Raw genomic sequence first — 21,161 nt, 5'->3', positions numbered from 1 at the left:
GCCGGAGGCGGCCCTGGGCCTGGCGCTCGGACGCATCGCCCTCCTGGCGCGGGCCGCGCGCCGCCTCGACGCGCTCTCGCCCGAGCAGGCGGCGGGTGCCCGCGCCGCGCTCGGCTATCCCGTCGCCGCCGAGGAGATGGCGGCGCGGCCGGACCACGCCGACGAATGGGCGGTCCTCGCCCACACGGTCGAGGAGGAGGACAAGCTCACCGCCCGCGCGGTCTGGCTCGTCGGCCGCCGCAGCGGCGCGGTCGCGCAGGTGCTCGATTACGGCACCGCCGGCTCGCCCCTGCCGCCGGCCCCCGCCGCGGGCCAGGACTTTTCCGGCGCGCTCGCCTTCCATCCCGGCGCACCGCCCCTGCGCGCCCTCTTCCGGGACGGCCGCGCCGGCCCGGCCACCGCCGCGAGCCTGCCCGGAGGCGGCACCGTCGCGGCGGCACGGGACGGTTTTACGGCCGTGCTGGCGCAGGCACCCTGGACCGAGAGCTGGCCGGTACGGCTCTCCGGCGTGCGGCTCGGCCGGCTGCCGGGCCCGGCCGGCGGCGCCCCGGCCTTCGCGGTCGGCGACGACACCGGCTGCCTGCCGCTGCGGGCCGATGCGCGCCTGCCGAGCCTGATCGCGGTGGCGGGCGGGCACCCCTTCGACCTGTTCGGCCTTCATGACGGCCACGGCGTCGCGCCCCTCGCCCTCGTGGCGCAGGGCCGCCTCTACGCGATGCCGGCCCAGGCGTCGCAGCCGGTGCTGCTGCAGGTGGCGTGATGGACGCGACCGTGACCGCCGCCGACGGCTGGGAGCCGATCCTCGCCGCCGCCCTCCTCGGTGCCGAGCGGGCGCCGCCCGCCCCGCCCGGCCCCCTGGCGGACCTGATCACCGAACCCGATCCCGGCGCCGCCCTGCTGGCGCGGCTCGCGGCAGGGGGACTGCACCACCTCGCCGGCCTCGACCTCGCGCCCGACGCGATGGCGCCGCTGGCGCCGCGGGAACCGGCCGGGCGCGACTGCCCGCCGGCCGCGGCGATGCGGCTCTACGGCCTCCTCGGCGGCGGCCACGCCGCCCGCGAGCGCCTGGGCGAATGGTTCGATCTCGCCGCCGCGGCGCGAATGCGCCCGCCGACCTGGCTGCACCAGGCCCTGATGCTCCAGGTGCGCTCCCTGCCGGAGACCGCGCAGGACGTCGTCGGCCCCGAGCTCGCCTGGCTCGCCGGAGCCTGCGGCGAGGCGCCCGAGGATGAATCGGACGAGGCGCCGGACGACTGGACCGCGGGCAGCCTCGCGGAGCGCCGCGCCGCCTTCGCGGCCTTCCGGGCCCGCGACCCGGACGGCGCGCGCGCCGCCCTGGAGCCGGTCTTCCGCAAGGAGAAGGCCGAGATGCGCGAGGCCCTGGTCGGGGCGCTGGCCACCGGCCTGTCGCCGGCCGACGAGCCCTTCCTCGAAGCGTGCCTCGACGACCGGGCCGGCGGCGTGCGCGAGGCGGCGCAGCGCCTGCTGCCGCATCTCCCCGGCTCGCTCTACGCCTCGCGCATGGCCATGCGGGCAGCGACCGCGCTCGTGATCGAGACCAAGACGCGCCTTCTGCGCAGCGCGACGCACGACCTCGTCGTGACCCTGCCGGAGGACTCGCCGACGCTCGCCCGCGACGGGGTGACGCCGAACCAGTGGGAGCAGCGCGGCGGCGGGATCCGGGCCGGGCTCCTGCGCGACATCCTGGCCCGCACGCCGCTGCGCGCCTTCGCGAGCCACCCGCCGCGGCTGTGGCTCGAACTCGCGCTGCGGGGCGAGTGGTCCGAGCCGATCCTGAAGGGGCTGTTCGAGACCATCGCGCGCGAGCGCGACCCGGACTGGACCCGGGCCGCCATCGATCTCCTGGCCGAGGCCTGCGAGGGCAAGGTCGCGGGCGTCCGCCGCACCAACGAGCTGATCGGCCGCTGGGTGCGGGCCGTCGACCTCCTGCCCGACGCGGAGTGGGAGGCCGCGGTGACGGAGCTGATCCGCGCCCGCAAGATCGAGGTGGTGCTGGCGATGCTGGGCAGCGGGCCCGAGGCCTTCTCGGAGGGCTTCAGCGCCGCGCTGGTGGACTGGCTCGCCTTCGTCACCCGCGGCTCCGACGACCTGAGGCGCGACCTCGCCAAGCCCTGGGTGATCGGCCGCCTCGGCGAGCGGCTCTGGCCGAGCGACGATGTCGCGGCGAGCGCGGCGGCCCTCGCCGCCCGGCTGCCGGAACAGGAGGGCGACCGCCTGCGCCCGCAGGTGACCGCCCTCTCCGAGACCCTGGACCTGCGCGTCGCGATGCGGCGCGAGTTCGAAACCCCGACCGAGGAGACCGCCCGAGGATGACGTCGAGCACCGGATCCCATGCGACGGGGCGCAAGGCCGCGCAGCTGCGCCAGGCCGCCGAGGACGCCTTCGCCGAGGAGATTGCCGCCCTGTGCCGGGCCGACGACCGGCCGCGTCCGCCGAACTGGCGGATGTCGCCGCAGGCCGTCGTCACCTACCTGATGGGCGGCCGGCTCGATTCGGGCCTCGCCATCACCCCGAAATACATCGGCGACCGGCGCCTGATGGAGGTGGCGGTCGCCACCCTCGCCACCGACCGGGCGCTGCTGCTGCTCGGCGTGCCCGGCACCGCCAAGAGCTGGGTCAGCGAGCACCTGGCGGCCGCGATCTGCGGCACCTCGCGGCTGATCGTGCAGGGCACCGCCGGCACCAGCGAGGAGGCGATCCGCTACGGCTGGAACTACGCGCTGCTGCTGGCCAAGGGGCCGAGCCGCGAGGCGGTGGTCGGCTCGCCGATCATGCGGGCGATGGACGAGGGCCGCATCGCCCGGGTCGAGGAGCTGACCCGCATCCCCTCGGAGACGCAGGACAGCTTCATCACCATCCTCTCCGAGAAGACCCTGCCGATCCCCGAGCTGAACGAGGAGGTGCCGGCGCAGAAGGGCTTCAACCTCATCGCCACCGCCAACAACCGGGACGGCGGCGTCAACGAATTGTCGAGCGCGCTCAAGCGCCGCTTCAACACCGTGGTGCTGCCGCCCCCGGCGACGATCGAGGCCGAGATCGCCATCGTCGAGAGCCGCGTCGCCTCGCTCGGGCGCGCCTTCGAGATCCCGGCCGAGCCGCCGGGCGCCGAGCAGATCCGCCGCGTCGTCACGATCTTCCGCGAGTTGCGCGAGGGCGTGACGGTGGACGGCAAGAGCAAGGTCAAGCAGCCCTCCGGCACCCTCTCGACGGCGGAGGCCATCAGCGTCGTCGGCAGCGGGCTCGCGCTCGCGGCGCATTTCGGCGACGGCCGCCTCTCGGCGGGCGACCTCGTGTCGGGCATCGCGGGCGCGGTGGTGAAGGACCCGGTCCAGGACGCGATCGTCTGGCGCGAATACCTCGAGACCGTGGTCAAGGAGCGCGACGGCTGGAAGGACTTCTACAAGGCCGCCCGCGCGGGCGCGTGAGGCGACGATGCCCGACATCCGCCTCTTCGGCATCCGCCACCACGGCCCCGGCTCGGCCCGCTCGCTCCGGGCGGCGCTCGCCGACTTCGCCCCCGACTGCCTGCTGATCGAGGGCCCGCCGGATGCCGACGCGCTGATCCCGCTCGCCGCCCACGAGGCGATGGCGCCGCCGGTGGCGCTCCTCGTCTACCGGCCCGACCGGCCGCGCGACTGCGCGTTCTTCCCCTTCGCGGCGTTCTCGCCCGAATGGGTGGCGATGCGCCACGGGCTGGCGGCAGGCGCCACGATCCGCTTCATCGACCTGCCGCACGCCCACCAGCTGGCCGACGGGTTCGGTACGCCGCCGGAGGACGCGACTGCGCCGATCGAGGCCGAGCCGGTCGCTGACGCGGCCGAGGAGCCCGCGGGGGCCTTGCCCGCCCCGGCCGCGATCCGCCGCGATCCCCTCGGCGAGCTCGCCGCCGCCGCCGGCTACCCGGACGGCGAGCGCTGGTGGGACGCCCTGGTGGAGAGCCGGGCCGGCGCCGACGGCGACGTGTTCGCGGCGATCGGTGAGGCGATGGTGGCCCTGCGCGATGGCGCGGACCCCGATCCGGAGGACGGCCTTCGCGAGGAGGCCCGCGAGGCCCACATGCGGACGGCGATCCGCAAGGCCGCCAAGGAGGAGTTTTCGCGCATCGCCGTGATCTGCGGCGCCTGGCACGTCCCGGCGCTGGCCCGCCACGACGCCAGGGGCCAGGCGACCGCCGACACCGCCATCCTCAAGGGGCTGCCCAAGACCAGGGTCGCCGCCGCCTGGGCGCCCTGGTCCTACGAGCGGCTGGCGACCGCATCCGGCTACCGCGCCGGGGTGCTCTCACCCGAATGGTACGACACGCTCTGGCACCACGAGGGCCGGGTCGCCGCCCGCTGGCTCGCCCGGGCCGCCGCGCTCCTGCGCGAGGAAGACCTCGACGCCTCCCCGGCCTCGGTGATCGAGGCGGCGCGCCTCGCCGAGGCGCTGGCCGCCTTCCGCGGGCGCTCGCGGCCCTCCCTCGACGACCTCGACGAGGCGACCCAGGCCACCCTCTGCTTCGCCGATCCGGGGCCGATGGGGCTGATCCGGCGCAAGCTCGTCATCGGCGAAAGGCTGGGCGCCACCCCGCCCGACAGCCCCGGCACGCCGGTGGAGGCCGACTTCGAGGCGCAGTGCAAGCGCCTGCGGCTGAAGCCCGGCGCGTCCGCCGGCGACCTCGTCCTCGACCTGCGCAAGGAGACGGATCTTTCCCGCAGCCACTTCCTCAACCGGCTGGCGCTGATCGGCGTGCCCTGGGGCACGCGGCGCGAGGCGCGCGGGCGCGGCACCTTCAAGGAGGCGTGGTTCCTCGCCTGGCAGCCGGACTGGGTGGTGGAGCTGGTGGCGGCCTCGGCCGAGGGCGGCACGGTCGCCGAGGCCGCTGCTTCGAGAGTGAAGACTCGGGCCCGGGGCGCGCAACGCGTCGCCGACCTGTCGGGCCTCATCGGCACCCTGCTCGACGCCGACCTGCCCGAGGCGACCGCGCAGGTCACCCGGGCGCTGGACGACCGCGCCGCGGTCTCGGCCGACGTGTTCGACCTCATGGAGGCGTTGCCGGCTTTGGCCGAGCTCGCCCGCTACGGCTCGGTGCGCTCCTCCGACACCGAGCCGGTGCTCGCCGTCGTGCGGGGGCTGGTGCCCCGGGCCGCCGCGGGCCTCGTCGCCGCCTGCCAGAGCCTCGACGACGACGCGGCCCGCAGCGCCAAGGCCCACCTCGTCGCCGTCTCGGGTGCGGTGGCGCTCCTGGAGGACCTGAGCCTCAAGGCGACCTGGCGGGAGGCGCTTCGGGCGCTCGCCGACCAGGACCACGTCCACGGCCGGGTCGTCGGCCGGGCCGTGCGGCTGTTGTTCGACGACCGCGCCATCGACGCCGAGGAGGCCGGCACGCGCCTGCGCCTGGCCTTGTCGCGGGCCTCCGGGGCCGGGCCGGCCGCCGCCTGGATCGAGGGGTTCTTGGAGGAGAGCGGCACCGTCCTGATCCACGGGCAGGGCCTGCTCGGCGTCGTCGACGACTGGCTGTCGGGCCTCGACGAAACGCTGTTCACCGAGTTGCTGCCGCTCGTGCGCCGCACCTTCGCGACGCTGGCCCCGGCCGAGCGGAGGGCGATCGGCGAGACCCTGGCGCGCGGCGGCGGCCCCAGTGCCGGAAGCGCGGAGGGCCCCGAGGGCTTCGACGCGGCCCGCGCCGCGGCCGTGCTGCCGATCCTGCGCCTGCTCCTTGCCCCCGCGACCGCCACCGGAAACGCAGCAGGAGACGCAGCATGAGCGAGACCGACCGCCTGCGCCGCTGGCGCCTCGTCCTCGGCGGGGGCGCGGCGGAGGGCACCGGCTGCACCCTCGCGGAGCGCGACCTGCACCTCGACCGGGCGCTCGGCGCCCTCTACGATTCCGACCGCAAGGGAGGCTTGGGCGCCTCCGCCCCGTCCGTCCCGCGCTGGCTCGGCGACATCCGCGACTATTTCCCCGCCTCGGTCGTGCAGGTGATGCAGCGCGACGCCTTCGAGCGGCTCGACCTCAAGCGGATGCTGACCGAGCCCGAGATGCTGGAGGCGGTCCAGCCCGACGTGAACCTCGTCTCGACCCTGATCTCGCTGCGCGGCCTCCTCGGCGGGCGCACCAAGGAGACCGCCCGCCTCGTGGTGCGCAAGGTGGTCGACGCGCTGATGAAGCGGCTCGAGGAGCCGGTCCGCCAGGCGGTCGCCGGGGCGATCGACCGCGCCAGCCTCAACCGCCGGCCGCGCCACGCCGAGATCGACTGGCACCGCACCATCCGGGCGAACCTGCGCCACTACCAGGCCGAATACCGCACCATCATCCCGGAGACGCGGCTGGGCCACGGCCGCAGGAGCCGCGGCTCGCTCAAGGACGTGATCCTGTGCATCGACCAGTCCGGATCGATGGCGAACTCGGTGGTCTATTCGAGCATCTTCGGCGCGGTGATGGCCTCTCTGCCCGCGGTCTCGACCCGCCTCGTCGTGTTCGACACCCAGGTCGTCGACCTCACCGACGAACTCGACGATCCCGTCGAGGTGCTGTTCTCGGTCCAGCTCGGCGGCGGCACCGACATCAACCGGGCGATGGGCTATTGCGCCTCCCGCATCACCCGGCCCGAGGACACCATCCTGGTGCTGATCTCCGACCTCTACGAGGGCGGGGTCGAGGCCGGGCTGCTCGCCCAGGCGCAAGCTCTCGTCGGGGCCGGCGTCCAGGCGGTGGCCCTGCTGGCGCTCTCCGACGAGGGCGCACCGGCCTACGACCGGGCGCTCGCCGCCCGCCTCGCCGGCCTCGGCATGCCGGCCTTCGCCTGCACGCCCGACCTCTTCCCCGACATGATGGCGGCGGCGATCCGCAAGCAGGACCTCGCCGCCTGGGCGGCGGGCGCCGGCATCGCGGCGGTGCCGGCGGCGGGGAGCGGCGGGGCGGGGTGACGGCCCCATCCCGGGGATGCGCGCCCATCACAGGCGGCTGCACATCCACCTCGGGTCCCTCGGGTCCGCGTCGGGCACACCTCCAATCCGTGGAACCTGGACAGCCTCCAGGGAACGGGGTCCGAGCCCCCTCCCCCGACCACGCCGTCGCACGGTCAAGCGGTTCGGGATCCGCCGCCGATCCCGCCCCCTCCCGCGACGAGGGGTACGACGGCGGGGCTCGGGGCCACCCAGCCGAAGATGCCGCCCTGGGCGACGATCATCGCGAGGCCCGCCTCGTGAAAGGCCGGGATGTAGGAGGCGCAGGCATCCGACACGACGAGGCAGCGGTAGCCGCGGTCGTTGGCCTCGCGCACGGTGGTGTGGACGCAGACCTCGGTGGTGACCCCGCAGACGATCAGGTTCGCGATGCCGCGCTCCTCCAGCAGCGTCCCGAGCCCGGTGGCGTAGAACGCCCCCTTGCCGGGCTTGTCGATGACGATCTCGCCGGAGGCCGGGGCGAGGTCGGGGACGATGGCGTGCCCGGCCTCGCCCCGGACCAGGATCCGGCCCATAGGGCCGGGTTCGCCGATCCGGGCGCGCGGGGCGCCGCGGGCGACCTTGGCGGGCGGCGCGTCGGAGAGGTCCGGGGCATGACCCTCCCGGGTATGGACGACGAGGAGGCCGGCGGCCCGGGCCGCGGCCAGCAGCGCCCGGCAGGCCGGCACGGCCGCGGCGAGGAGCGAGACGTCGTTGCCGAGGCTCTCGCCGAAGCCGCCGGGTTCGAGGAAGTCGCGCTGCATGTCGATGACGACGAGCGCGCTCGCGTCGAGGTCGATCGTCAGAGGGGCGGGTTCGGCCGGAATGGTGACGGGGCGCGGCATGGCGGTCCTTCGGGCGTCGTCCCGCCATCATGTATGCATGCCGGCGACGATGCCTGCCTCATCTGCGCGCCTCGCTGCGCGAGTTTCGGGCAGGCCGTGCAGCGGACGGGCGGGGCTCCCGGCGGAGCGTCCCGCCCGCCCCGGCGGGTGCCTCCGCCGGTCCCTCGCGCTGGACGGCCCCGGCGAGGTCGACGAACACGTCCTCGACCACGCTCATGTGGACGAGCATCGCCGCGTTGGCGCCGGCGGCATCGCGGGCCAGCACCGCGCGGACCACGAGGTCGTGCTCGGCGTGCGAGCGCGCGAGCCGCCCCGGCGCGTTGAACTGCGCGCGCCGGTACGGCATCAGCCGCCGCCGCAGGGAGCGGGCGATGTCCTCGATCGCCGGATTGTGGGCGCCCGCATAGAGCAGGCCGTGGAACGCGAGGTTCGCCTCGACATAGGCCTCACGGTCGCCGGCCTCGGCGAGCCGGGCCATCGCCTCGTGCTGCGTCCGCAGGGCCGCGCGCTCCGCTCGGGTCATCGAGAGCGTCGCGAGCCGCGCGCAGCTCGCCTCGATCTCTCCCATGGCGACGAACAGGGTGTCGAGTTCCTCGGTCGTCACCGTCCGGACGGTTGCCCCGAGGCGCGGGCGGATGTCGATCAGCCCGGTCCCGCTGAGCAGGCGCAGCGCATCGCGCACCGGCGTTCGGGAGACGCCGAAACGCCGGGCGAGCACCTGCTCGTCGAGATGCAGCCCCGGCGGCAGCGCACCCGCCAGGATCTCGTCGGCGATTCGCTCGGAGAGGGTTTCGGCGCGGGTCTTCGTGACGGTCACGGGCGCGGGTGCCCTCCGGGACGGGGAACGGCCTGCCTTATCCTGACGGGCCGGGCCCTGGACGGACCCGGGCGGGTCGATACCCGGCCGGGCAACGAGTCTTGGCGACTCCATGCATACATGGCGAACGTCCCGGCGGCCATCCGACCGGTCGCCATTCTTCCCATCGATGAAAGAGCCTGTCGCCCCCGAGGACTCGTTCCTGGCGCGGGATTGTGCATGCACGGTCGCAAAGTTGGGCGATCCCGACGGAATCCCCCGCCCGCCCGAGGGCGACCGTCACGGAGCGATGCCGAAATTCCATGCTTCGCCGTCACGACACGCGGTTCTAGTCTTCGGGTTGCACGGATGTCCCTCCGGCGGAGCCTAGAGCTGTGATGAAGACTGATCTCACGCGGCGGCATCTTCTCGGCGGCGCGGCCGCCCTCGGCCTCGCCGGCCTGCCCGGGCGGGCGCGGGCCGCCGGCCCCCTGACGGTCGGGTTCATCTATGTCGGGCCCAAGGACGATTACGGCTACAACCAGGCCCATGCCGTCGCCGCCAAGGCGCTCAAGGGCCTGCCCGGCCTCGAGGTGATCGAGGAGGAGCGCGTCCCCGAGACCAACGCCGTCGAGAAGACCATGGAGAGCATGATCAACCTCGACGGCGCGGCCCTGCTGTTCCCGACCTCGTTCGGCTACTTCAGCCCCTTCGTGGTCGCCGAGGCGAAGAAGAACCCGAAGGTGCAGTTCCGGCATTGCGGCGGGCTCTGGACCGACAAGGACCCGAAGAATGCCGGGTCCTATTTCGGCTACATCGCGCAGGGCCAGTACCTGAACGGCATCGTCGCCGGCCACACCTCGAAATCGAAGAAGATCGGCTTCGTGGCGGCGAAGCCCATTCCGCAGGTCCTCAACAACGTCAACGCCTTCCTGCTCGGCGCGCAGAGCGTCGATCCGAGCATCACCTGCCAGGTGATCTTCACCGGCGAATGGTCGCTCGCCGTCAAGGAGGCCGAGGCCACCAACGCGCTGATCGACGGCGGCGCCGACGTGATCACCTGCCACGTCGACAGCCCGAAGGTCACGGTCGAGACCGCGGCCCGCCGGGGCGCCTTCGTGTGCGGCTACCACGTCGACCAGTCGCCGCTCGCCCCCAAGACCTACCTCACCGGCGCCGAGTGGGACTGGCTGCCGATCTACAAGAGCTTCGTCGCCGACGTGCAGGCCGGCCGCGTCCCTCCGAATTTCTTGCGCGGCGGCCTCGCCGACGGCTTCGTCAAGATGAGCCCCTACGGCCCGGCGGTGAGCGACGGGGCGCGGCGCAACGCCGACGCGGTCAAGACCGAGATGATGAAGGGCGGCTTCGAGATCATCAAGGGACCGCTCAAGGACAATACCGGCAAGGAGGTGCTCGCCGCCGGCAAGGGCCTGCCCGAGAAGGCGATCGAGCTCGAGAGCACGAACTATCTCGTGGCCGGGGTGAAGGGGGCGGTGTGAGCCGCGGCGCCGGAGGTCCCGCCATGGTCGCCGAGACCGCCCCTTCGGTCGTCACGGCCGCCGCGACGCGGGCGGCGCCTGCGATCCGGGCCCTGGCCTGGCTCGCCCGGCGCGCCGAGGCGGTGGCGATCCCGCTCGGCGCGGTGCTCGTCGGGCTCGCCCTGTTCGGCCTGTTCCTCCTCACCCTCGGCAAGTCTCCGGCCGCCCTGGTCGATCTCGTCTGGCGCGGCGGCTTCGGCTCGGCCTTCGCGTGGCAGAACAGCCTGCAGCGCGCCGCCCCCCTGCTGTTTGCCGGCCTCTGCGTCGCGCTGCCGGCCCGGCTCGGGCTGGTGGTGATCGGCGGCGAGGGGGCGATCGTGCTCGGCGGCCTCGCGGCGGCGGTCGTGGCCCCTCCCCTCTCGGGCCTGCCGGCGCCCCTCGTCGTCGCCGCGATGGCGCTGGCCGCCCTGCTGGCGGGCGCCGCCTGGATCGGCGCGGTCGGGGCGCTCAAGGCCTATCGCGGCGTCGACGCGACGATCGCCAGCCTGCTGATGTCCTCCATCGCGATCGCGCTCGCCAACCACCTGATCGAGGGGCCGCTGCGCGATCCCGCCAGCCTCAACAAGCCCTCGACCCTGCCGGTCGGCGAGGCCAACATGCTCGGAGCCATGCCGGGGATCGGCGTGCATTGGGGCCTCAGCGCCGGGTTGCTGGCCTGCCTCGCCGCCTGGCTGCTGGTGGAGCGCACGACGCTCGGCTTCTCCGCCCGGATCGCCGGCGGCAACGTGCGGGCGGCGCAGATCCAGGGCCTGCCGGTGCGCCGCCTGATCGTCGGCTTCACGGCGCTCGGGGGGGCCTGCGCGGCGCTGGCCGGCTTCTTCGAGGTCGTCGCCGTGCAGGGCAACGCCAACGCGACGCTCGCCGCCGGCTACGGCTTCACGGGCATCCTCGTCGCGTTCCTCGCCCGCCACAACCCGCTGGCGATCCCGCCGGTGGCGCTCGCGCTCGGCGGCCTGGAGGCGTCGAGCGGGCTGATCCAGCGCCGGATGCAACTGCCCGACGCCACGATCCTGGTGCTGGAGGGCCTCCTCTTCCTCTGCCTGCTGATCGGCGAGACCGCCTACGGGCGCTTCAAGATCTTCAGCCCGCATCTCTGGGCGTCTAGGAAGGCCTCCGCGACATGAGCCAGGATCTCGGCCTCTGGACGGTACCGCTCGCGGTGATCGGCGGCGCGATCCGGGTCTCGACCCCGTTCCTGTTCGTCAGCCTCGGCGAGACGATCACCGAGCGGGCCGGGCGGATCAACCTCGGCCTCGAGGGCACCCTGGTCTTCGGCGCGATGGCGGCCTACGCCACCGCCGTCCTGACCGGCTCGGCCTGGACCGGCGTCGCCGCGGCGGGCCTGGCCGGCGCCGGCTTCGGCCTCGTGCACGGGGTGATCTGCTCGCTGCCGCGGGTCAACGACGTCGCGGTCGGCATCGCCCTGATGCTGTTCGGCCTCGGCCTCGCCTTCTTCCTCGGCAAGCCGTTCATCCAGCCCTCGGCCCCGCCCCTGCCGGCGATCCCGTTCGGGTTCTGGTCGGATCTGCCGCAGGTCCAGGCGGCCTTGCGGGTCAACGTGCTGTTCCTCGTCGGCGCCGCCTTGAGCGTCGTGCTGTGGTGGGCGTTCCGCCACACCCGGGCCGGCCTGGTGGTCCGGGCCGTCGGCGACAGCGCCGAGGCGGCCCGGGCCATGGGCTATTCCGTCACGCGGGTGCGGGTGCTCGCCACCATGGCGGGGGGCGTGCTCGCGGGCATCGGCGGGGCCTACCTGTCGCTGTACTACCCGGGCTCGTGGAACGAGGGCATCTCGTCGGGCCAGGGCCTGATGGCGGTGGCCCTCGTCATCTTCGCCCGCTGGAATCCGCTCGCCTGCTTTGGCGCCGCGCTCCTGTTCGGCGGCGCGGGCGCACTGGGCCCCGCCCTGCAATCGGTCGGCGTGTCCTCGGGCTACTACCTGTTCTACGCCGCGCCCTACGTCCTCACCCTCGCGCTCCTCGTCGCCACCTCCTCGCCCGACCGGGCGCTGGCGGGCGCGCCGGGCGAGCTCGGCCTGTCGCGTTGAACGCAACTCGCGGCGTGGTCGGACGGCTTCGGTCGAGAATGCCGGGCAAGCCCGAAGGGGCGCCGGACCTGACGCGCCGAACGCTGCTGCATCGCCGTGTCGAAGCAGGAGCGCAAAGGAAAGGGAGTCTTGCATGAACGGCCTCGGCGGATTGAACAAGGCGCCGGACGGCGTCGTCATCGGCCTCGTGCAGCTGCAATTGCCGGTCGTCGCGACGCCGGCCGACCTCGCCGCCCAGACCGCCCGCATCGTCGCGCTGGTGGGCAAGGCGCGGGCGAACCTCGCCGGGATGGACCTCGTGGTCTTCCCCGAATACGCCCTGCACGGCCTGTCGATGGATACCAAGCCCGAGATCCTGTGCCGCCTCGACGGCCCGGAGGTCGCGGCCTTCAAGCAGGCCTGCATCGACAACAAAATCTGGGGCTGCTTCTCCATCATGGAGTTCAACCCCGCCGGCAACCCGTACAATGTCGGGCTCATCATCGACGACACCGGCGAGCTGCGGCTCTACTATCGCAAGATGCACCCCTGGGTGCCGGTCGAGCCGTGGGAGCCGGGCGACACCGGAATCCCGGTGATCGACGGGCCGAAGGGCGCCAAGCTCGCCCTCATCATCTGCCACGACGGCATGTTTCCCGAGATGGCGCGCGAATGCGCCTACAAGGGCGCCGAGATCATGCTCCGGACGGCGGGCTATACCGCGCCGATCCGCGAGGCCTGGCGCTTCACCAACCAGTCCAACGCCTTCTGCAACCTGATGGTGACCGCCAACGTCTGCATGTGCGGCTCGGACGGCACCTTCGATTCGATGGGCGAGGGCATGGTCGTCAATTTCGACGGCACGATCATCGCCCACGGCACCTCCGGCCGGCCCGACGAGATCATCACCGCCGAGGTGCGGCCCGACCTGGTGCGCGAGGCGCGCCGGCACTGGGGCGTCGAGAACAACATCTACCAGCTCGGCCATCGCGGCTACGCCGCCGTGAAGGGTGGCGCCGGCGACTGTCCCTATACCTACATGCACGACCTCGCCGCCGGCCGATACCGGCTGCCCTGGGAAGCGGAGGTGCGGATCACCGACGGCACCTCCTGCGGGATCCCGGCGCCGACGCGGACGTACCGGCCCGGTGCGCCGGGCGCGAAGGAGGCGGCGGAGTGAGCGGCGCTGACCGTTCCGCCCCCGGCACCTTCGTCGTCGCCGAGCCCTATCCCTGGCCCTTCGACGGCAGCCTCTCACCGCAGACGACGGCGCTCGTCATCATCGACATGCAGACCGATTTCTGCGGCAAGGGCGGCTATGTCGACGCGATGGGGTACGACCTGGGCCTCACCCGCGCCCCGATCGGGCCGATCGGCCGGCTGCTCGCGGAGGCGCGGGCGAAGGGTTACCCCGTCATCCACACCCGGGAGGGCCACCGGCCGGACCTCGCCGACCTGCCGGCGAACAAGCGCTGGCGCTCGCGCCGGATCGGCGCCGGCATCGGCGATCCCGGCCCCTGCGGGCGGGTGCTGGTGCGGGGCGAGCCGGGCTGGGAGATCATCCCGGAACTGGCGCCGCTCCCCGGCGAGCCGATCATCGACAAGCCCGGCAAGGGCTCGTTCTGCGCCACCGACCTCGAACTGATCCTCACCCGGCGCGGCATCCGCAACCTGATCCTCACCGGGATCACCACCGACGTCTGCGTCCACACCACGATGCGCGAGGCCAACGACCGGGGCTTCGAATGCGTCATCGTCTCGGATGCGACCGCCGCGACCGATCCCGGCAACCACGCGGCGGCGCTGAAGATGGTCACGATGCAGGGCGGGGTGTTCGGCGCGGTCGCCACGTCGGCGGCGATCCTGGCGGCGCTCGGGTCATGAGCGCCGCCCTCCCGATCGAGACCATCGGCATGACGAAGCGCTTCGGCGCCTTCGCGGCCCTCGACGACGTCTCGATCAAGATCGAGGCCGGCGGCTTCCACGCGCTCCTGGGCGAGAACGGGGCCGGCAAGTCGACCCTCGTGAAATGCATCATGGGCTTCTACGCCCCGACCAGTGGCAGCCTGCTCGTCGACAACCGCGAGGTCGCGATCGCCGGCCCGAAGGCGGCCCAAGCCCAGGGGCTCGGCATGGTCTACCAGCACTTCACCCTGGTGCCCTCGCTCACCGGAGCCGAGAACCTGGTGATCGCCCGGGCCGACGTGCCGCGCCTCATCGACTGGGGCCGGGAGCGGGCGGCGCTCGCGGCCTTCATGGCCGGGATGCCGTTCCGCCTCGACCTCGACCGGCCGGTCGCGACGCTCTCGGCCGGCGAGAAGCAGAAGCTCGAGATCGTCAAGCAGCTCTCGCTGAAGGCCCGGTTCCTGATCCTCGACGAGCCGACCTCGGTGCTCACCCCGGCGGAAGCCGAGGAGGTGCTGGGCTTGCTGCGCGGCATGACCGATGCCGGGGCGCTGACCGTGCTGATGATCAGCCACAAGTTCCGCGAGGTCGAGACCTTCGCCCGCTCCTTCAGCGTGCTGCGCCGCGGACGGCTCGCCGGCGGCGGGGCGGTCGGGGCGGTCTCGCGCGACGACATGGCGGCGATGATGATGGGCGAGCGCCGGATCCGCACGGTCGCGGCCCGCTCCGGGTCGCCCGATCCGGACCGGACCGTGCTGCAGCTCGACGGCGTCACCGCCACCGACCCGTCGGGCCTCCGCCGCATCGCGATCGACTCCTTGAGCGTGCGGGCCCGGGAGATCGTCGGGATCGCGGGTGTCTCCGGCAACGGCCAGAAGGAGCTGGCCGACGTGCTCGGCGGCCAGGTCCGCGCCACCGGCGGCCGCGTCGCGGTGGCGGGCGCTCCTTATGCCGGAACCCGGGCCGAGAGCCGGAGCCGCCGGGTCCGCTTCATCCCCGAGGAGCCCCTCCGCAACGCCTGCGCCCCGCAAATGTCGGTGGCCGAGAATATCGGGTTTCGTGCCTTCGACCGGCGGACCGACGGACGCACCGGCTTCTGGCTCGACACGGGCGGCCTGCGCCGACGCGCACGCGACCTCATCGCCCGGTTCGGGGTCAAGACCGCCTCGGCCGAGGCGCCGATCGCCACCTTGTCGGGCGGCAACGTCCAGCGCGCCGTGCTCGCCCGCGAACTGACCGACCCGGTCGATCTCCTGATCGTGGTCAATCCCTGCTTCGGCCTCGATTTCGCGGCGGTATCGGACATCCGTTCGCGCATCGTGGCCGCGCGCAACGGCGGCACTGCGGTGCTGCTGATCAGCGAGGACCTCGACGAGATCCTCGAGCTCTCCGACCGCATCCTGGTGATGTCGGAGGGCCGCCTCGTCTACGAGACCACGGCGGCCGAGGCCGAGATCGGGGCGATCGGCCGCCACATGGCCGGGCACCATTGAGGCCGCCTCCGGACGGTGTCCGCGCGCCGTGCCGCCGCCCGGAGGCGTGACGGCGCGCCCGGATCCGACGCCGACCGCGGGGCCGAACCGCGCCGTCCGGTGCCGCGATCGACGGGCCGGGCCCCGGCTCGCACACCATTCCCGGTCGAGGGTCCCGTCGCTCCGGAGCGGATCCGGGCCCACCGGCCGGCCGCCGCGGCGCCGCCGCCGCCGGGCGACAGACGAAATCTCCCTTTCGGTACGGCAGCCGCGAAAAAATCGATGCAGGAACGCGCTGAAAAAGAGCGTTCAATGCTTTTGACAGTGCGTCGAAGCGACCGTTAAATCATACATATCAGCTAATATCGATTGCATTGACGCCTCGCGCGGCAATCGATCCCAGCTTTCGCACATCTCTGCTTGAACAGGAAGCTGCCGGAGCGATGGTCTCGTCCGCCCCACCGCACTCGTCCTGGCTGCCGTCCGCCTTGAGGCGGGTGGCGCCCCTGCCCGGCCGCGCCGCTCCGCGGCGCCGCGCGCGGGCCCTGGCCGCGGCGCCGGCGCGATCCGCGCCGCCTGCCGGCTCCGCCATCCTGGCCGTCGAGGGCCTCACGCTGACCTTCGGCGGCACGACAGCGTTCGAGGCGATCGACCTCGCGGTCGAACCCGGCGAGATCCACGCGGTGATCGGCCCGAACGGTGCCGGCAAGTCCTCGCTGATCAACGCGATCAGCGGCCTCTACGTCCCGCAATCCGGCCGCGTGCGGATCGGCGAGGCGACCTTCTCGACCGTCCCGGCGGGGCGCCTCGCCGCCCTCGGGGTCGCGCGGACGTTCCAGAACCTCGCCCTGTTCAAGGGCTTGAGCGTTCTCGATAACGTGCTCTCCGGCCTTGCCGGCGCGCAGCGGGCGGGATTTGCCGCGCAAGCGCTCGGCTTGCCGCATGCAAGGCGCGAGGCGCAAGCCCACCGGGCGCGGGCCGCGGAGGTGATGGCCGACCTCGACCTCGCCGCGATGGCCGGCAGGCCGGCCGGGACCCTGCCGTTCGGCGTGCAGGAGCGGGTCGAGCTCGCCCGGGCGCTGGTCGCGCGGCCGCGCCTCCTGCTCCTCGACGAGCCGATGGCCGGCATGACCGCCACCGAGAAGGCGCAGATGAGCCGCTTCATCCGGGAGGCGCGGGAGCGCCTCGGCAGCGCAATCGTGCTGATCGAGCACGATATCGGCGTCGTCATGCGCCTCTCGGACCGCGTCACCGTGCTGGATCACGGGCGCCGGATCGCCCACGGCACCCCGGCGCAGGTCCAGGCCGACCCGGCGGTGATCGCCGCCTATCTCGGCGGCGACGAGCACGCGGGAGAGGCGGCATGAGCCCCGACGTCTCGTTCTTCGTCGAGGTCGTCGTCGGCGGCCTTCTGTCGGGCGTGATGTACGCCCTCGTGGCGATCGGCTTCGTGCTGATCTACAAGACCTCGGGCGTGCTCAACTTCGCGCAAGGGGCGATGGTGCTGTTCGCGGCGCTGACCTTCGTCAGCCTGGTCGAGCGGGGATTGCCCGTCCCGGCGGCCTTCGCGGCGACGCTCGCCGTGATGGCGCTGGTCGGCCTCGCCGTCGAGCGGGCGGTGCTGCGCCCGCTGGTGAACCAGCCGCCCATCACCCTGTTCATGGCGACGCTGGGCGTCGCCTACGTCATCGAGGGCGCGGCACAGCTCGCCTGGGGCACGCAGGTCCACGCGCTCGATCTCGGCATCGACGACACGCCGCTCGAATTCGGCGGCGTCCTGGTGAGCCGGTTCGACCTCGTCGCCGCGGCGATCGCCGGGGTTCTGGTGGCGGTGCTCACCCTGTTCTTCCACACCACCCGCACCGGCCTCGCCTTCCGGGCGGTGGCCGACGACCCGCTGGCGGCGCTCGGCATCGGGCTTCGCCTGCCGCGGATCTGGTCGGCGGTGTGGATCGCCTCCGGCGTCGTCGCCCTGGTCGCCGGGCTGCTCTGGGGGGCACGTCTCGGGGTGCAGTTCTCCCTCTCCCTCGTGGTGCTCAAGGCGCTTCCGGTGCTCGTGCTGGGCGGGTTCGATTCCATCGCCGGGGCCATCGTGGCCGGGCTGATCGTCGGCGCCGCCGAGAAGCTGGCGGAGGTCTATCTCGGCCCGGTGATCGGCGGCGGCATCGAGGGCTGGTTCGCCTACGTGGCGGCGCTCGCCCTGCTGCTCGTCCGCCCGGCCGGCCTGTTCGGCCGGCGCAGCGTCGAGAGGGCGTGATCCCGTGAGCACTCCCATGAACACACCCATGACCGCTCTTCCCCATCCCGCACGGTTCCGGCGCCTGTCCGGACCGGCCGGGATCGGGCTGCTCCTCGCCCTCGCCTACGGGCTCGTGCCGCTCGTCGCCGGGGACTACCTGCTCGAAGCGATCCTCACGCCCTTCCTGGCGCTCGCCCTCGCGGGGCTCGGGCTCAACCTGCTCGTCGGCTATGCCGGCCTCCTGTCCCTGGGCTCGGCCGCCTTCATGGCGGTCGGGGCCTACGCCGCCTTCAACCTGTCCCTGCGCGTCCCCGGCCTGCCCCTGCCGGCCGCGTTCCTCGGCGGGGGGCTCGCCGCGGCGGCGGCCGGGCTCGTCGCGGGGCTGCCCGCCCTGCGGCTGCGGGGGTTCTACCTCGCGGTCTCGACGCTCGCCGCGCAGTTCTTCGTCGCCTGGGCGCTCAACCGCATCGGGTGGCTGTCGAACGACAGCCCGTCGGGCGTGATCGGCGCCCCGCGCCTCGTCCTGGCCGGATGGTCGTTCGAGGACGCTCGCGGGCGCTACGCGGTCTCGCTCGTCGTCGTCTCGCTCCTCACGTTCGCCGCCTGGCGCCTGGTGCGCTCGCCGACCGGGCGCGACCTCGTGGCGATCCGCGACCAGGAGACGGCGGCGCGCATCGTCGGCGTGAGGGTGGCGCGCACCAAGCTCCTCGCCTTCGCGCTGTCCTCCTTCGTCGTCGGGGTCGCCGGGGTGCTGTGGGCCTTCGCCTACCTGCGCACCGTGGAGCCGGCGGGGTTCAACCTCGACCGCTCGTTCCAGATCCTGTTCATCGTCATCATCGGCGGGCTCGGCACCCTGCGGGGCGCCTTCCTGGGCGCGGGCTTCATCGTCGTGCTGCCGCTGGTCCTGTCGCGGCTCGGGGCCGCCCTCCTCGGCGACGGCTTCGATTCCGGCACGCTGGAGATGGTCCAGCGCATCGTGCTCGGCGCGCTCATCGTCGCCGTCCTGATCCGCGAGCCGGCCGGCCTCAGCGCCCTTCTCGACCGCCTCTTCACCCGGCTATTCGACCGCCCCCGGCGCGTCCCGGCCTGACCCGCCCTCCCCGCTCCCATTCCCGACGGAGATTTTCCCCGATGCCCCGTACGACCCCGATCCGCGCCCTGCTGGCGGGCGCCGCCCTCCTCGCCCTCGGCGCCGGCGCCTCCGCTGCCGAGCAGTACTTCCCGCTCCAGAGCTACCGCGTCGGGCCCTACGCCGCCGGGGGAACGGGCTTCTTCGGCGGGTTCATCGACTACCTGAACCTCGTCAACAGCCGCGACGGCGGCGTGAACGGGGTCAAGCTCACCTGGAGCGAGGGCGAGACCCAGTACGAGGTGGAGCGGGGCGTCGAGGTCTACGAGCGGCTGAAGTCGCGCCCCGGCATCGCGGCCTGGAACCCGCTCTCGGTCGGCATCGCCTACGCGATGATCGACCGCATCACCGCCGACAAGGTGCCGCTGATCACGATCAACGACGGCCGCACCGATTCCACCGACGGGCGGGTGTTTCCCTACGTCTTCCCGCTGCTGCTCAACCCCTATAGCGAGACCTCCGGCATCGTCGAATACCTCGCCGGCCGCGAGGGCGGCCTCGACAGGCTGAAGGGCAAGACGATCGCGGTGCTCTACCACGGCTCGCCCTACGGCAAGGAGACGATCCCGATCTACGACCTGCTGGCGAAGCGCTACGGCTTCAAGGTCGAGCAGATCGAGGTGCCGCATCCCGGCAACGAGCAGCAATCGCAGTGGCTCGCCATCCGTCGCCTGAAGCCGGATTACGTGGTGCTGCGCGGCTGGGGGGTGATGAACCCCGTCGCCCTCAAGACGGCGCAGAAGACCGGATTCCCCGCCGGCCGCATCGTCGGCAACGTCTGGTCCAACTCCGAGGAGGACGTGATCCCGGCCGGCGAGTCCGCCAAGGGCTACGTCGCCATCACCACCCAGGCCTCCGGCGCGCAGTACCCGGTCATCCAGGAGATCGTCCGCGCGGTCTACGACAAGGGCGCGGGCAACCTCGCCGACCGGAAACGGATCGGCAGCGTCTACCACAATCTCGGCGTGCTGAACGGCATCCTGAACGTCGAGGCCGTGCGGATCGCCCAGGAGAGGTTCGGCCACCGCACGCTGACCGGCGACGAGGTCCGCTGGGGCTTCGAGCACCTGCGCCTCGACGAGGCGCGGGTCGCCGCCCTCGGTGCCAAGGGGCTGTTCCACTCGATCAACGTCACCTGCGCCAACCACGAGGGCGAGGGCCGCGTCACGTTCCAGCAGTGGGACGGCGCGAAATGGACCGTCGTCTCCGACTGGATCAAGCCCGACTGGGCGACCCTGCGCCCGATCATCGAGGCCTCCTCGACCGCCTACGCCAAGGAGCACGGCCTGACGCCCCGGGACTGCGCCGCCGAGGAGCGGGCGGACGCCCAATCCGGCAAGCGCGCCGCGGCGGACATCAAGTGACCGCCGGGCGGGATCTCCTGCGCGTCGAGGCGCTGGAGGCGGTCTACGGCGACGGGGTCAGGGCGCTGTCCCGGGTCGACCTGACGGTGCGCGAGGGGGAGATCGTCGCGCTTGCCGGCTCCAACGGCGCCGGCAAGACCACGCTGCTCCGGGCGGTTTCGCATCTCCTGCCCGCCTCCGGCGGGCGGATCGTCGCCGGCCGCGTGTCGTATGCGGGACGGGACGTGACGCGCACCCGCACGGACGCGCTGGTGCGCGGCGGCCTCGTCGGCGTGCTGGAAGGGCGCCACTGCTTCCGCAGCCTCAGCGTCGAGGAGAACCTGGTCGCGGGCGGTCTCGGCCGCGGCTCGGGCCGGAGCGACTTGCGCGCGGACCTCCAGCGGATCTACGCCCTGTTCCCGCGCCTCGCGCAGAAGCGCGGGCTGCCCGCGGGCCTCGTCTCGGGCGGGGAGCAGCAGATGACGGCGATCGGCCGCGCCCTGATGGGGCGCCCGCGCCTCCTCGTCCTCGACGAGCCGTCGATGGGCCTCGCCCCGAAGGTGACCGACGAGATCTACGCCATCCTGGTCGGCCTCAACCGCGCCGAGGGCCTGACGCTGCTGGTGGCCGAGCAGAACGTCGCCCTGGCGTTGCGCCACGCCCATCGGTGCGTGGTGCTGGAGACCGGCCGTTCGGTCCTGGAGGGCCCCGCCCGGGCGCTGCGCGCCCGCGACGACATCCGGCGGCTCTATCTCGGGCAGGGCCCGGAGCCGCGCGCCGCGGACGGCGCCCTCGCCGCGGCCGGATGCTGAAGCGGCGCGCCCGAACGCGACGAACGGCCGGACGCCGCGGCCGCCCGCGGGGGACGGTGCCCGGGGAGGCGGCGAGGGCGCCGCCCGCCAGCAGGACATCCGGCGGTGACGG

17 protein-coding genes and 1 pseudogene are annotated in these 21,161 nt (G+C 73.2%); 16 read left to right on the top strand and 2 right to left on the bottom strand.

Translation table 11 applies throughout. From position 1 onward, the window contains the following. From HPY23_RS08795 to HPY23_RS08775, 5 genes and pseudogenes are all read left to right on the top strand, one after another. A pseudogene (locus HPY23_RS08795) lies at positions 1-760 on the top strand (SWIM zinc finger family protein); the annotation flags it as partial. Continuing rightward, positions 760-2,334 (top strand): DUF5691 domain-containing protein, encoded by a 1,575-nt coding sequence (locus tag HPY23_RS08790; RefSeq protein WP_091889888.1) that lies wholly within the window; start codon positions 760-762, stop codon positions 2,332-2,334. The pseudogene HPY23_RS08795 and the gene HPY23_RS08790, both read left to right, overlap by 1 nt. Continuing rightward, positions 2,331-3,446 (top strand): ATP-binding protein, encoded by a 1,116-nt coding sequence (locus HPY23_RS08785; RefSeq protein WP_200601505.1) that lies wholly within the window; start codon positions 2,331-2,333, stop codon positions 3,444-3,446. Before HPY23_RS08790 ends, HPY23_RS08785 begins: the two co-directional genes overlap by 4 nt. A gap of 7 nt (positions 3,447-3,453) precedes the next feature. After that, positions 3,454-5,766 carry a DUF5682 family protein gene (locus HPY23_RS08780; protein ID WP_091889883.1) on the top strand — a complete coding sequence of 771 codons (2,313 nt, stop codon included), beginning with the start codon at positions 3,454-3,456 and terminating at the stop codon, positions 5,764-5,766. Further along, complete coding sequence (locus HPY23_RS08775; protein WP_060848263.1) at positions 5,763-6,929, top strand: VWA domain-containing protein; 1,167 nt, start codon at positions 5,763-5,765, stop codon at positions 6,927-6,929. The genes HPY23_RS08780 and HPY23_RS08775 overlap by 4 nt, the downstream gene beginning before the upstream one ends. A gap of 155 nt (positions 6,930-7,084) precedes the next feature. Here HPY23_RS08775 and HPY23_RS08770 read toward each other — a convergent pair whose 3' ends face one another. Both HPY23_RS08770 and HPY23_RS08765 read right to left on the bottom strand, forming a co-directional pair. After that, positions 7,085-7,792, bottom strand: coding sequence for a cysteine hydrolase family protein (locus tag HPY23_RS08770; protein ID WP_060848264.1), 708 nt, complete (start codon positions 7,790-7,792; stop codon positions 7,085-7,087). A gap of 58 nt (positions 7,793-7,850) precedes the next feature. After that, a complete protein-coding gene (locus tag HPY23_RS08765) occupies positions 7,851-8,609 on the bottom strand; it encodes a GntR family transcriptional regulator (RefSeq protein ID WP_091889880.1) in 759 nt (252 codons plus the stop codon). Positions 8,610-8,986: 377 nt separating this feature from the next. On the opposite strand from HPY23_RS08765, the gene HPY23_RS08760 reads away from it, so the two are divergent. The 11 genes from HPY23_RS08760 to HPY23_RS08710 all read left to right on the top strand — a co-directional run bounded on the left by HPY23_RS08760 (position 8,987) and on the right by HPY23_RS08710 (position 21,049). Beyond that, complete coding sequence (locus HPY23_RS08760; protein WP_091889876.1) at positions 8,987-10,087, top strand: BMP family ABC transporter substrate-binding protein; 1,101 nt, start codon at positions 8,987-8,989, stop codon at positions 10,085-10,087. A gap of 23 nt (positions 10,088-10,110) precedes the next feature. Continuing rightward, positions 10,111-11,250: an ABC transporter permease gene (locus HPY23_RS08755; RefSeq protein WP_091889872.1), complete on the top strand. Its 1,140-nt coding sequence runs from the start codon at positions 10,111-10,113 to the stop codon at positions 11,248-11,250. Further along, entirely contained in the window at positions 11,247-12,170 is a 924-nt protein-coding gene (locus HPY23_RS08750; protein ID WP_091889869.1) for an ABC transporter permease, read from the top strand. The genes HPY23_RS08755 and HPY23_RS08750 overlap by 4 nt, the downstream gene beginning before the upstream one ends. Positions 12,171-12,303: 133 nt before the next feature. Then, positions 12,304-13,329, top strand: a complete 1,026-nt coding sequence (locus HPY23_RS08745; RefSeq protein ID WP_091889865.1) for a formamidase — start codon at positions 12,304-12,306, stop codon at positions 13,327-13,329. Next, positions 13,326-14,033, top strand: coding sequence for a biuret amidohydrolase (biuH, locus tag HPY23_RS08740; RefSeq protein WP_091889862.1), 708 nt, complete (start codon positions 13,326-13,328; stop codon positions 14,031-14,033). Before HPY23_RS08745 ends, biuH begins: the two co-directional genes overlap by 4 nt. Further along, positions 14,030-15,547: an ABC transporter ATP-binding protein gene (locus HPY23_RS08735; RefSeq protein WP_200601506.1), complete on the top strand. Its 1,518-nt coding sequence runs from the start codon at positions 14,030-14,032 to the stop codon at positions 15,545-15,547. The genes biuH and HPY23_RS08735 overlap by 4 nt, the downstream gene beginning before the upstream one ends. A gap of 422 nt (positions 15,548-15,969) precedes the next feature. After that, positions 15,970-16,893, top strand: a complete 924-nt coding sequence (locus tag HPY23_RS08730; RefSeq protein WP_200649591.1) for an ABC transporter ATP-binding protein — start codon at positions 15,970-15,972, stop codon at positions 16,891-16,893. Then, positions 16,890-17,783 carry a branched-chain amino acid ABC transporter permease gene (locus HPY23_RS08725; protein WP_091889853.1) on the top strand — a complete coding sequence of 298 codons (894 nt, stop codon included), beginning with the start codon at positions 16,890-16,892 and terminating at the stop codon, positions 17,781-17,783. Before HPY23_RS08730 ends, HPY23_RS08725 begins: the two co-directional genes overlap by 4 nt. Before the next feature lie 28 nt (positions 17,784-17,811). Then, on the top strand, positions 17,812-18,855 hold the full coding sequence (locus HPY23_RS08720) for a branched-chain amino acid ABC transporter permease (protein ID WP_091889850.1): 1,044 nt from the start codon (positions 17,812-17,814) through the stop codon (positions 18,853-18,855). A 41-nt stretch (positions 18,856-18,896) separates the two neighbouring features. Continuing rightward, positions 18,897-20,258, top strand: a complete 1,362-nt coding sequence (locus HPY23_RS08715; protein ID WP_091889847.1) for an ABC transporter substrate-binding protein — start codon at positions 18,897-18,899, stop codon at positions 20,256-20,258. After that, positions 20,255-21,049, top strand: coding sequence for an ABC transporter ATP-binding protein (locus HPY23_RS08710; protein WP_091889844.1), 795 nt, complete (start codon positions 20,255-20,257; stop codon positions 21,047-21,049). The genes HPY23_RS08715 and HPY23_RS08710 overlap by 4 nt, the downstream gene beginning before the upstream one ends. The last annotated feature ends 112 nt before the right edge of the window (positions 21,050-21,161 follow it).

The sequence above is a fragment of the Methylobacterium ajmalii genome, assembly GCF_016613415.1.
GTDB classification, from domain to species: Bacteria; Pseudomonadota; Alphaproteobacteria; order Rhizobiales; family Beijerinckiaceae; genus Methylobacterium; species Methylobacterium ajmalii.
This window is presented reverse-complemented; position numbering and strand designations above follow the sequence as displayed.